The sequence below is a fragment of the Nocardia sp. NPDC051833 genome, assembly GCF_040681225.1.
In the GTDB taxonomy this organism is placed as follows: domain Bacteria; phylum Actinomycetota; class Actinomycetes; order Mycobacteriales; family Mycobacteriaceae; genus Nocardia.
This window is the reverse complement of the sequence record NZ_JBFAYK010000002.1, coordinates 1,018,914-1,031,167: the sequence shown is the minus strand read 5'-3', so window position 1 is coordinate 1,031,167 and position 12,254 is coordinate 1,018,914. Positions and strand designations below refer to the sequence as shown.

Genomic DNA, 12,254 nt, shown 5'->3' with positions numbered 1-12,254 from the left:
CACTGTCCACTGACCGGGAAGAACGGGGACGGTGGTCGCGGCGGCGAACCTAGCGTCGGGCTCGTGGACACTCGATCTCCCGGGGGCGCCCGATGAACCGCATGCAGAACACCGTCGCGCTGGTGACCGGCGCGGCCGGGGGAATGGGCCGCGCCCATTGCCGTCGGCTGGCCGAGGAGGGCGCCGACATCATCGCCGTCGACATCGAGGCCGCCGCGGCGGGCCTGGCGCAGACGGCGGCCGAGGTGGCAGCCCTCGGCCGGATGTGCGTCACCGCCGCGGCCGACGTCCGCGATCAGGCTTCGCTGGATGTGGCGGTCGCCGACGGCGTCGCCGCGCTGGGCCGCCTGGACGTGATCGTCGCCAACGCCGGCATCTACAGCGACCTCGCCCTGTCCTGGGAGCTGACGGACGAGGCCTGGCAGCGCACCATCGACATCAATCTCACCGGCATGTGGCACACCGTGCGCGCCGGTGTCCCGGCGCTGAGCGACGGCGGCTCGATCGTCATCGTCAGTTCCACCAACGGCATCACCGGCGCGGCCACCGCCTCGCACTACTCGGCGAGCAAGCACGCCGTGGTCGGCCTGGCCCGCACCCTGGCCAACGAACTCGGCCCGCGCGGCATCCGGGTCAACACCGTGCACCCCGGCTCGGTGGCGACGCCGATGATCCTCAACGACGCCGTGTACGCCAAGCTGCGCCCCGACCTGGCCGACCCCACCCAGGCCGACGCCGCCGAGGCCCTGGCCCAGCGCACGGTGCTGCCCGTGCCGTGGGTCGACCCGGTCGACATCAGCAATGCCGTGCTCTTCCTCGCATCCGACGAGTCCCGTTACGTGACGGGAACCCAGCTCGTGGTGGATGCCGGACTGACTCAGAAGGTGTGACATGGGACGGGTTTCCGGCAAGATCGCGCTGATCACCGGCGCCGCGCGCGGCATCGGTCGCGCTCAGGCCATCCGGCTGGCCGAGGAGGGCGCCGACATCGTCGCCGTCGACATCTGCGGACCGGTCGAGACCGTGGTATCGCCGGGCGCGACGCCCGACGACCTCGCCGAGACCGTGCGCGCGGTCGAGGCGACGGGCGCCCGGATCGTCGCGGCCACCGTCGACGTCCGCGACGGCGCCGCGCTGCGGCAAGCGGTCGACGCCGCCGTCGCCGAGCTGGGCGGCCTCGACATCGTCTGCGCCACCGCCGGGATCAGTTCCAGCGCGGGCGCGCTGGAGCTGACCGAACAGCAGTGGAACACGATGATCGACGTCAACCTGACCGGCGTCTGGCAGACCTGCAAGGCCGCCACCCCGCACCTGCTCGCCCGCGGCGGCGGCGCGATGATCCTGACCAGTTCGATCGCGGGCCTGCGCGGGCTGGTCGGCGTCGCGCATTACACCGCCGCCAAGCACGGCGTGGTCGGCCTGATGCGCTCGCTCGCCAAAGAGCTGGCGCCGCACCACGTCCGGGTCAACTCGGTGCACCCCACCAATGTCGACACCCCGATGATCCAGAACGACATGGTGCGCAGGGTGTTCCGTCCCGACCGCGAGCATCCGACGCGCGAGGAGTTCGCCGAGGCCGCGGTGACGATGAACATGCTGCCGATCCCGTGGGTCGATCCCGTCGACATCGCCAACGCGTCGCTGTTCCTGGCCTCCGACGAGGCCCGCTACATCACCGCGGTGACGCTGCCCGTCGACGCGGGCTCGACCCAGCGCTGAACGGTGCGGTGGTGCGGCCCCGACCCGGGGGCCACACCACCGCGACATCGGCTGTCGCCCCGGCTCTTCCGCGGATCTCAGCGAGTCGGCACGAGCCCGGCGAGCCCCGTCATGGACCGGGGGAGTTCGCCGTGGTGCAGGACGCCGAGGCGCTGGGTGGCCCGGGTGAGGGCGACATAGAGTTCGGCCGCGCCCCGAGGTCCGTCGGCGAGGATCCGCGCCGGCTCGACGACCAGCACCGCGTCGTACTCCAGGCCCTTGGTCTCCGACGCGGTGACCGTGCCGGGCACCCCGGTTGGACCGATCACCACACTCGTGCCCGCCCTGGTGGACTCCGCGCGCACGAATTCCTCGATGGCCGTACCGAGTTCGTCCGCGTCTACCCGGCGCGACCACGGCGCGACGCCGCACGCGCGCACCGATTCCGGCGGCCGCACCTCCGGCGCGAACTCGGCGAGCACCGCCGCGGCGACGGCCATGATCTCGGCGGGCGTGCGGTAGTTGACGGTCAGCGCGCGATAGGCCCAGCGGCCCGGGACATACGGCTCCAGCATCGAGGCCCACGAACTCGCCCCGGCCGCCGAGCGGCGCTGCGCGAGATCGCCGACGACCGTGAAGGACTTGCCCGGGCAGCGGCGCATCAGCACCCGCCAGTCCATCTCCGACAGTTCCTGCGCCTCGTCGACGACGACGTGGCGGTAGGTCCACTCGCGGTCCGCCGCGGCGCGTTCGGCGAGCTCCCTGGTGTCGCGTTCGAGGAAGCGCTCGGCCAGATCCTCGCCGAAGAGCATGTCCTGGGCGAACAGGTGGTCCTCGTCGTCCATGTGGTCTTCGCGGTTCACCATGTTCTCGAGCACCCGCGCCGCATAGGCCGCCTCGGCCTTCGCCGCCCGCTCGGCGGTGTCGTCGACGGGCTGGTGCCTGCCGAGCAGGTCGACGAGTTCGTCGAGCAGCGGCACGTCCGACACGGTCCAGGCGGCGCCGTCGGCGCGGTAGAGCGCGGCATCCGCGCCCGCGGCCCGCAGCCGATCGTGCGACGAATACAGCTGGGACAGAAGCGTTTCCGGTGTCAGGATCGGCCACAGGTCGTCCAGCGCCGCGGTGAACGCGGTGTTGTCGGCGAGTTCGGTGACCAGGTCGGCGCGCAGCTGCTCCCACGCCTCGCGGTCGTCGCGGGTGAGCCAGCCCTGGCCGATCCGGCCGATCGCGCGCTCGGTGAGGACATAGGTGACGATCTCGCGGAACACCTCGCGCGCCTCGTTGTGCGGCCGTCCGCTGGCGCGAGCCTCCTCGGTCGCCCACTGCGCGGTGTCGGCGTCGATGCGCACGGTGACATCGGAGAGCTCGATCGGGATCGGGTCCACCGGCAGTCGCTGCCGGTCCGCGATCGCCGCCGCGAGCACGTCGAGGATGCGCAGCGAACCCTTGAGTCGTGCCGCCTCGGGCGCGTCCTCGGCCGTGACGTGCAGCCCCGGGACGAGGTCGCCCGTGGTCGTGAACACCACATTGGTCTCGCCCAGCGACGGCAGCACATGCGCGATGTGGTGCAGGAACGCCGGATTGGGCCCGACCACGAGCACACCCTGACGTTCCATCCGCGCGCGCTGGGTGTAGAGCAGATAGGCGACCCGGTGCAGCGCCACCACGGTCTTGCCGGTGCCCGGCCCGCCCTCGATCACCAGGACGCCGGGATGGTCGAGCCGGATGATCTCGTCCTGCTCGGCCTGGATCGTCGCGACGATGTCGCGCATGCCCGCCCCGTGGGGCGCGTCGACCGCCGCCAGCAGTGCCGCGTCACCGCGCGCGTCGCCGTCGGGCCTGCCGAGCACCTCGTCGGTGAAGTCGGTCACCCGGCGGCCGCGGGTATGGAACTGGCGACGCCTGCGCATGTCCTCCGGTGTGGCGGCGGTCGCGACATAGAACGCGCGCGCGGCAGGCGCGCGCCAGTCGAGCAGCAGCGGCTCGAACTCGTTCGCCTCGTCGAACAGGCCGATGCGGCCGATGTAGGACACCGCGCCGGAGAGCGCGTCGAGCCGGCCGAAGCACAGCCCGTTGTCGGCCACGTCCAGGCGCGCGGCCTCCTTGGCCAGCGCGCGTGCCTCGGCGTCCCGGTCCATGGCCGAGACGCCCTTGCCGCGCAGCGTCGCGCGGTAGCGGCCCTTCACCCGGGCCCGCTCGGCGTCGAGCCGCGCGTAGAGCCCGTCCACGTACTGCTGCTCGGACCGCAGTTCGTCCTGATACTCCTGAGCTGACACCTGCCCTCACTTTCCCGGTTCACCGATCCCGGCGGAGCGCGTCGATCACACTCGTTTCCGCAGCTTCTGGCTTCGGCGGACGATTATGCGGCAGCACCGGGGCCTTGCGGCAAGACCCCCTGTGCGCTATATGTTGGAGACGGAAGGGGAGTGAGGACTCCTCCCGTCCGGCGCACAGGGGGTTTCAGGACCGGCGCTCACGCCGTCCGGTCGGCATCCTTCCGGGTCAGGAAAGCCAGGACCGCCGACTCGAATTCGTCCTTGCGCTCGATCATCGCCCAGTGCCCGCAGTTCGGGAACACGTGCAGTTCGGCGCGCGGGATCGTGCGCATCGGGATCAGCGCCATATCCAGCGGACTCACCCGGTCGTCGCGACCCCAGGTGATCAGCGTCGGCGCAGCCACCTTGTGCAGCATCGCCCACGGCGGGGGCGCGTCCGAGGCCTCCATCGCCCGCACCATCATCGCGAACGCGGCCTTGCTGTACATCCGGCGCGCGCTGTCGAGCGTCGCCGGATCGGTGGCCTGGGTCCAGCGCTCCTCGATGAGTTCGTCGGTGACCATGGCCGGGTCGTAGACCATCGAGTGCAGCCACTGGACCAGCCGCTCGCGGGTGGGCTCCTCGGTGAACTCCTGTAGCAGCTTGATGCCCTCGCCGGGGCCCGGGCTGAACAGGTTGCGCCCGATGCCGCCGATCGTCACCAGCTTGCCGACCCGCTCCGGGTGCGCGATCGCGTAGTTGAGCGCGACGCCGCCGCCCATCGAGTTGCCGATGATGTCGACAGTGTCCAGGCCAAGCGCGTCGACGAACCGGACCACCGCGTCGAGCGCGGTGACCATCGGGTGCCCGCCGAAGTCGTCGCTCACCCCGAAGCCGGGGAATTCCAGGACCAGGCAGCGGAATCGGTCGGCGAACGTCGCGAGATTGCCGCGGAAGTTACGCCACCCGGTGACGCCGGGGCCCGATCCGTGCAGGAGCAGCAGCGGCGGACCGTCGCCCGCCTCGTGGTAGCGCAGCACGCCCGCGTCGGTGCGGATCTCGCGCAGCGTGCCCTCGTAGCTCAGGTCGGTCATGCGTGCGTGCCCCCGTCGATGCGGATCTCGGTGCCGGTGATGAACGCGCCGTCCTCGGAGACCAGCATCGCGATGACGCCCGCGACCGCCGTCGGGTCACCCATGCCCGCGCCGCCGGACTCGAGGTCGGTCGGCAGGGCGGGGGACAGCTTCGCGAACAGGGCCCAGTCGGCGTCGGCGGGGACGTAGCCGGGGGTGGCGTCGGTGATGCCGGACTTGATGCTGCCCGGCGCGACGCACACCGCGCGCAGGCCCTTGCCGCCGTATTCGAGGGCGATGGCGTGGGTGAAGGACTGGATGCCGCCCTTGCTCGCCGCGTAGGCCGCCATGTACGGGTGCGCGAACGCCGCCGAGGTGGAGCTGAAGTTCACGACGGTCGCGCGTGGGTTGGCCAGCAGCGCGGGCAGTGCCTCGCGGACGACCAGGAAGGTGCCGGTCAGGTTGACCCGCAGGATCAGGTCCCACAGCTCCAGCGAGGTCTGCTCGGTGTGCGAGGCGCGCAGGATGCCCGCCGCGTTCACCAGCGAATCGAGGCCGCCGAGGGTCTCGGTCGAGGACCGGACGCCGTCGATCACCGACTGCTCGTCACCGATGTCGATGGTCAGGGTGGTGAGCCGGTCGGCGGTGCCGCGTTCGGTGGCCTGGGCCTTGGTAGCCGCCAGCCCGTCCGCCGACACGTCGGCGGCGACCACCCGGGCGCCTTCGTCGAGCAGCCGGAGCACGGTGGCCTGCCCGATGCCGGACGCGGCGCCGGTGACCAGTGTCCGGTGGCCGTCGAGTCTGTTCATGAGTCGTCTCTCCTAGGGGTGTGGGGTCAGCCGAGCCGGCCGGGAACCGGCTCGTGCCGCAACTGATCGGTCGCCAATTCGCCCTTGCGGACCGCGTTCTCGATCGAATCGCGCAGCGCCGCGCAGGTGGGGATCCAGCTGCTCGGCTCGCCGAGGGCCGCGCGCCGGGCGAACTCCGGGCACGCGGACTCGGCGTCGTCGAGCCATTGGACGCTGGTGTGGCTGGGACTGAACTTCTCGGCCAGCACCTTGTTGCCGCAGGTCGCGCATTCGACGGGATGCATGATGCCCGCCTCAGCGCTCACCGGCGGCGTGACGCGCGCCGACATAGCCGAACACCATCGCGGGGCCGATGGTCGCGCCCGCGCCGGCGTAGTCGTTGCCCATCACGGCGGCCGAGGTGTTGCCCGCGGCGTAGAGGCCGGGGATGGCCGAGCCGTCGGCGCGCAGCACCTGGGCGTCGGCGTTGTAGACCAGACCGCCCTTGGTGCCGAGGTCGCCGATGCGCACGCGCAGCGCGTAGTACGGGCCCTTGTCCAGGACGTCGAGCGCGGGCACCGACAGCGTCGGGTCGCCGTAGTAGTTGTCGTAGGCGCTGACACCGCGACCGAAGTCGGCGTCGTGACCGTCGCGGGCGAATCCGTTGAACCGGTCGAGGGTCTGCCGCAGCGTGGCGGCCGGAACACCGATCTCGGTGGCCAGGCCCTCGATGTCGGGGGCGCTGCGCACCAGCCCGCTCGAGGTCCACGAGCTGGGGAACTTCTGCCCCGGCACGATGCCGCCGATGGGGTAGCGGCTCTTGGCCTTCGTGTCGAAGATCAGCCACGCGGGATCGTGGCTGCCCTTGAGCTGGGCGTGCACGAACGTGACATACGGCGACGCCTCGTTGGTGAAGCGCTGCCCCGAGCTGTCGACGATGATCGAGCGCGGAATCGACCGCTCCGAGACCAGCACCTGGTTGATGCCGTCGGGCCGCTGGAACGACGGCATCCACCACGCGTCGTCCATCAGATCGACCGCGGCGCCGACCTGCTCGCCCGCGACGATGCCGTCACCGGTGTTGTCGGCCGAGGCCGCGCTGAAGTTGTCGCTGCCGCCCGCGGGCAGGTAGCGCTCGCGCATGGCCTGGTTGTACTCGAAACCGCCTGTGGCCAGCAGTACTCCGTCGCGCGCCCGGATCCGGATCTCGCGGCCGTCGCGTTCGGCGACGACGCCGAGCACCGCCCCGGTCTCGTCGGTGATCAGCGAGCGCAGCGGCGTGTTCAGCCACAGCGGCACACCCGCGTCGCGCAGGGCCAGCCGCAGCCGCGCGATGAGCGCACGGCCGAGGGTGTCCATGTGCCTGCGCAGCAGGATCGCCTTGACCGCCCGCAGGCCGGTCAGCAGCGCGGTCCAGCGCGCCTTCCAGGTGCGGGTCACCATGTTGAGCTGGACGAAGTCCTTGGAGGTGATGAACAGTCCGGGCGGGGTTGCCAGCGCGGCCGGGCGCAGCAGATCCTCGTCCTCGCCGAGCTGCTTGAGGTCCACCGGCAGCGGCTCGATGGACCGGCCTGCGGGCCGTCCGCCCGGCGCCTCGGGGTGGTAGTCGGAGTAGCCGGTGCACCATTGGAACCGCAGGTGCGGGCTGGTCTCGAGGAAGGCGAGCATGCGCGGGCCCTCGTCGATGAAGGCGTCCAGGTTCGCGGTGGGCACCCGGTCGCCGACGACGGCGTCGAGGTAGGCCCGCACGTCGGCGCGGGAGTCGCCGAGGCCCTCGCGCAGCAGCGTCGGGTTGTTCGGCACCCAGATGCCGCCGCCGGAGAGCGCGGTGCTGCCGCCGTACACCGAGGCTTTCTCGATGACGAGGGTGTCCAGCCCGCGATCGGCGGCGGCGAGCGCGCCGGTCAGCCCGCCCGCGCCGCTGCCGACGACGAGGAAGCCGACTTCGTGATCCCAGTGTTGTTCGGTCGCAGTCACTCTCGCCTCGCTCAGCCGACGACCATGTCGTCCTGGGACCAGAACGCGCGCATGCTGGTGATGCGGGCGTCCTCGTCGAAGGTCATGACATCGATCGGATCGAGGGTGAACTTCTGGTCGTTGAACTCGGTGACCACCCGGAAGCTGAACGCGGCGCTGTTGCCCGCGACGCGCACGGTGAACAGTTCCGCCGACCGCTTCAGCGGCTCGATGGCCTCGTAGAACGTGGTGATCGCGGCGTGGCCGACATGCGGTTCGGTGCCGACCGGGTCCTCCACCGTCGCGTCTTCGCGGTAGAGGGCGACGATGTCGGCAGCCGTCCCGCTGCCGACGGCCTCCACATATTTGCGCACCGTCGCGCGAATGTCGTCCGCTGAAGCCATCGTGTTGCTCCTGAAATGTCGAGAAGAGGGGATATGTGAACCGAACCACACTCGGTGGTCGAGGGGGACGGGTCCCTCCCGGCCAGCGGGAGGGACCCGGGTGGGCTCATTCGCCCAGCATGTGCCGCACGGCGAGGTGGCTGAACAGCATGGACGCGCCGATCGGGTTGCCGCCGCCGGGGTAGACCTCGCCGCTGACCGCGGCCATGGTGTTGCCCGCCGCGTACAGGCCCTGGATCGGCGCGCCGTCGCGACCGAGCACCCTGGCCGCGCTGTCGGTGCGCAGACCGCCCTTGGTGCCCAGGTCGGAGATGCCGAACGCCGCCGCGTGGAACGGGCCCTTCTCGATGGTCACCAGCGGCGGTTCGCCGGCCGAGAAGGCGCGATCGTAGGCCTCGTCGCCGCGCCCGAAGTCCGGGTCGACACCGGTGGCGACCATGCCGTTGAACCGCTCCACGGTGGCCTCGAGCGCCGCCGCGGGCACGCCGATCTTCGCGGCCAGCTCGGCGAGGGTGTCGGCGGTGTGCCACAGACCCGCGTCGACGTACCGCTCGGTCTCGACCATGGACACGTTGGTGGCCTTGATCGGCGGCACCTCGCCTTCCTTGTCGTCGTAGATCATCCAGAACGGCAGCGTCAGGCCGCGCTCGGTCATCTGCCGGATCACGTCGCGGCCGAGCCGGTCGTAGGGCGCTGACTCGTTGACGAACCGGTTGCCCTCCTGGTCGACGAAGATGCCGCCGGTGAACCACAGCGCGAACGCCGAGCGCCCGTCCGGATGGGTCAGGCCCGGCGACCACCACGCCTGATCCATCAGATCGGTGTCGGCGCCCGCCGCGATGCCCGCCTGGTGCGCCAGCCCCTGATTGCCCGAGGGGCCCATGGTGTCGCGGGCCTCGCCCGGCACGCCGTAGTGCGCGCGCAGTTCCGCGTTCTGCTCGAAGCCGCCCGCCGCGAGCACCACGCCGCGCCGGGCCCGGATCGCGAACCGGCCACCCTCGCGCTCGACGATCGCGCCGGTCACCACACCGTCCTCGACCACCAGCTCCACCAGCGGCGACTCGAGGTACAGCTTCGCGTGCGGGTAGGTCGACAGCGCGCGCAGCATGCGTCCGATCAGCGCCTGGCCGCCGATCAGCAGCTCCGGCAGGGGAGCGCCGAGCCGGTCGGTGTCGAGCGGTCCGCGCAGCGACTCGCGCAGCTCGCCCAGTTCGGCGGCGGGCAGCGGGCTCGGCATGATGTGGCGCTGGCCGTCGAGCCGGGCCTTGGGCGCCTTACCGAAGTAGTCCGGCCAGGGCAGCATCTGGAACTCGAAATGGTTGTCGGCTTCGAGGTATTCGATGAGGTCGCGACCCCGCCGGACGTAGGTCTGCTGCAACTCGTCGGGCGTGCGGTCGCCGACGACGGCCCGGTAGTAGGTGAGCGCGTCGTCGAGGGTGTCGTCGGTGCCCGCCCGTTCCAGCACCGGGTTGCACGGGAACCAGACGCCACCGCCGCCCGAATACGCGGTCGTGCCGCCGAACTTGTCGGTCGCCTCGACCACCGCGACGCTGAGCCCCTCGCGGGCGGCGGTGTAGGCGCCGGCCAGGCCACCGCCCGAGCCCGCGACCAGCACGTCCACCTCGTCGTTCCAGTCCACCACTGTTTCCTCCTGGTACCGCTTCGTAGTGCCGATGACGGTAGGTGCGGTGACGCCGGTCACGGTGCGGGCCGTCCCGATCACCGGGAGGCGATCGATGCGCGAACGTGCCGGTCAGCGGGAAGGTCATCTGCTCACGCGGCCCGCGCGTCCTTAGCGTCGTTGGCAGAGAACCGGTCTCCATCGAAAGGTAGGCACTGTGAACCCCGAGACCCCATCGGCATCAGTGAAGGGCCAGGTCGACGTCGACGTGGTCGTCGTCGGGGCAGGCATCGCCGGCCTGTACGCGCTGCACCGCTTCCGCGGCAGCGGTCTGACCGTGCGGGTGTTCGAAGCAGGCGAGGGCGTCGGCGGCGTCTGGTACTGGAACCGCTACCCGGGCGCGCGGTGCGACGTGGAGAGCGTGGACTACTCGTACTCGTTCGACGACGCGCTGCAGCAGGAGTGGAACTGGAGCGAGAAGTACGCCACCCAGCCCGAGATCCTGTCCTACCTCGAGCACGTCGCCGACCGCTACGACCTGCGCCGCGACATCGAATTCGGTACCCGCGTCACCGATATCGTGCTCGACGAGCAGACCCTGCGCTGGCAGGTCGACACCGACACCGGCCGCGCCGTGTCGGCCCGCTTCGTCGTGCTGGCCACCGGTCCGCTGTCCAACGCCAACACCCCGGCCATCGACGGCCTCGACACCTTCGCCGGTCGCGTGCTGCACACCTCGCACTGGCCGCACGAGGGCGTCGACCTCACCGGGCAGCGCGTCGGCGTCATCGGCACCGGTTCCTCCGGCATCCAGACCATCCCGTGCCTGGCCGAGCAGGCCGAGCAGCTGCACGTGTTCCAGCGCACCGCCAATTACAGTGTGCCCGCGGGCAACACGCCGCTGAGCGAGGCGGACCGGCGGGCCCAGAAGGCGAACTACCCCGAGCGCAGGCGGCTGTCGATGGCCAGCGGCGGCGGCTCCCCGCACCAGGCGCACCCGCAGTCCGCGCTCGACGTCGACGAGCGGGAACTGCGCGAGGCCTACGAGCAGCGCTGGGCGCTGGGCGGCGTGCTGTTCAGCAAGACCTTCCCCGATCAGCTGGTGACCCTGGCCGCCAACGACACCGCGCGCGAGTTCTGGGAGGAGAAGGTGCGGGCGGTGATCGACGACCCGCGGGTGGCCGACCTGCTGGTGCCGCGTGATCACCCGATCGGCACCAAGCGCATCTGCACCGACACGAACTACTACCAGACCTACAACCGCGACAATGTCGAGCTGGTTGACCTGAAGGCGACGCCGATCGAGCGCATCGACGCCGCGGGCGTGCACACCACCGACACGCACTACCCGCTCGACACCCTGGTGCTCGCCACCGGATTCGACGCGATGACCGGCTCGGTGTCGCGGATGAACATCGTCGGCCGTGGCGGCGAATCGCTCAACGCGGCGTGGGCGGAGGGGCCGAAGACCTATCTGGGCCTGGGCATGACGGGCTTCCCGAACCTGTTCAACCTGACCGGTCCTGGCAGCCCGTCGGTGCTGGCCAACATGGTGCTGCACTCGGAGCTGCACGTCGACTGGGTGGCCGAGGCCATCGGCTTCCTCGACGGCCGTGGCGCGGTGGCGCTCGAGGCCAGGCCGGACGCGGTGGCGGACTGGGTCGGCCAATGCGCGACCAGGGCGGCGGGAACGCTGATGACCCAGGCGAATTCGTGGTACCTGGGCGCCAATATCGAGGGCAGGCCGCGGGTGTTCATGCCCTTCGTCGGCGGCTTCGGGGTCTACGGCGAGATCATCGCCGAGGTCGCGGCCGCGGGATACAAGGGCTTCGACGTCCTGGAGGCGTGAGACACGACGGCGGCGGGGTGGGTCCGATCGGACCCACCCGCCGTCGTCGTGTCAGACCGCGAAGCCGCCGAAGCCGCCGCGGTAGTACAGCAGCGGCTTGGCGCCCTCGGTGGCGCGCAGATCGGCGATCCGGGCCAGCACCACCGTGTGGTCGCCCGCGTCGTGCTCGAGCTCGACGCTCACCTCGATGTGGGCCAGCGCCCCCGCGAGCGCGGGAGCGCCGTTGCCCGCCAGGTCCCAGTCGACACCGGCGAACTTGTCGGCACCGCTGACCGCGAACTGGCGGCACAGCGCGCTCTGTTCCTCGGCCAGGATGTTGATGCACAGGGCGCCCGTCGCGCGCAGCAGCGGCCAGCTGGTGGAGCTCTTGGCCGGGCAGAACGACACGTACGGCGGGTCCAGCGACACCGACACCACCGACTGACAGGTGAAGCCGAGCGGCCGCGTCCCGTCGTGAGCGGCGATCACCGCGACGCCGGTCGCGAAATGACCGAGCACTCTGCGCAGGTCGGCGGGGGCAGGGATACCTGCGTCGACGACGACGTTGTCTGCATTCATAGGGGTCCTCCCGAGCGGAATTCGTTGCCCCCACGATCCGGGGTGAGCGGGG

General features: G+C 70.9%; 11 protein-coding genes. 3 read left to right on the top strand and 8 right to left on the bottom strand.

Annotated features, from left to right (window positions below; genetic code table 11):
- Positions 1-92: 92 nt before the first annotated feature.
- Positions 93-890: a mycofactocin-coupled SDR family oxidoreductase gene (locus AB0L91_RS22940; protein ID WP_365013006.1), complete on the top strand. Its 798-nt coding sequence runs from the start codon at positions 93-95 to the stop codon at positions 888-890.
- Between the two features lies 1 nt (position 891).
- Positions 892-1,719 carry a mycofactocin-coupled SDR family oxidoreductase gene (locus tag AB0L91_RS22935; protein WP_365013003.1) on the top strand — a complete coding sequence of 276 codons (828 nt, stop codon included), beginning with the start codon at positions 892-894 and terminating at the stop codon, positions 1,717-1,719.
- Positions 1,720-1,796: 77 nt separating this feature from the next.
- Here the strand turns inward: AB0L91_RS22935 and helR are convergent, their stop codons facing one another.
- From helR to AB0L91_RS22900, 7 genes are all read right to left on the bottom strand, one after another.
- A complete protein-coding gene (gene helR, locus AB0L91_RS22930; protein ID WP_365013000.1) occupies positions 1,797-3,974 on the bottom strand; it encodes an RNA polymerase recycling motor ATPase HelR in 2,178 nt (725 codons plus the stop codon).
- 197 nt (positions 3,975-4,171) lie between these two features.
- Positions 4,172-5,047: an alpha/beta fold hydrolase gene (locus AB0L91_RS22925; RefSeq protein WP_365012997.1), complete on the bottom strand. Its 876-nt coding sequence runs from the start codon at positions 5,045-5,047 to the stop codon at positions 4,172-4,174.
- The gene (locus tag AB0L91_RS22920) at positions 5,044-5,835 is read right to left on the bottom strand and encodes an SDR family NAD(P)-dependent oxidoreductase (protein ID WP_365012994.1); all 792 of its coding nucleotides are present in this window, start codon (positions 5,833-5,835) and stop codon (positions 5,044-5,046) included. The genes AB0L91_RS22925 and AB0L91_RS22920 overlap by 4 nt, the downstream gene beginning before the upstream one ends.
- A 26-nt stretch (positions 5,836-5,861) precedes the next feature.
- The gene (locus tag AB0L91_RS22915) at positions 5,862-6,119 is read right to left on the bottom strand and encodes a hypothetical protein (RefSeq protein ID WP_355284508.1); all 258 of its coding nucleotides are present in this window, start codon (positions 6,117-6,119) and stop codon (positions 5,862-5,864) included.
- Between the two features lie 10 nt (positions 6,120-6,129).
- On the bottom strand, positions 6,130-7,791 hold the full coding sequence (locus AB0L91_RS22910) for an FAD-binding protein (protein ID WP_365012990.1): 1,662 nt from the start codon (positions 7,789-7,791) through the stop codon (positions 6,130-6,132).
- 11 nt (positions 7,792-7,802) lie between these two features.
- Positions 7,803-8,174, bottom strand: coding sequence for a nuclear transport factor 2 family protein (locus tag AB0L91_RS22905; protein WP_355284503.1), 372 nt, complete (start codon positions 8,172-8,174; stop codon positions 7,803-7,805).
- 106 nt (positions 8,175-8,280) lie between these two features.
- Positions 8,281-9,816, bottom strand: a complete 1,536-nt coding sequence (locus AB0L91_RS22900; protein ID WP_365012986.1) for an FAD-binding protein — start codon at positions 9,814-9,816, stop codon at positions 8,281-8,283.
- A gap of 196 nt (positions 9,817-10,012) precedes the next feature.
- On the opposite strand from AB0L91_RS22900, the gene AB0L91_RS22895 reads away from it, so the two are divergent.
- Positions 10,013-11,644 (top strand): NAD(P)/FAD-dependent oxidoreductase, encoded by a 1,632-nt coding sequence (locus tag AB0L91_RS22895; protein ID WP_365012983.1) that lies wholly within the window; start codon positions 10,013-10,015, stop codon positions 11,642-11,644.
- 51 nt (positions 11,645-11,695) lie between these two features.
- On the opposite strand, the gene AB0L91_RS22890 is transcribed toward AB0L91_RS22895, so the two are convergent.
- Positions 11,696-12,202, bottom strand: coding sequence for a flavin reductase family protein (locus AB0L91_RS22890; protein WP_365012980.1), 507 nt, complete (start codon positions 12,200-12,202; stop codon positions 11,696-11,698).
- Between the last annotated feature and the right edge of the window lie 52 nt (positions 12,203-12,254).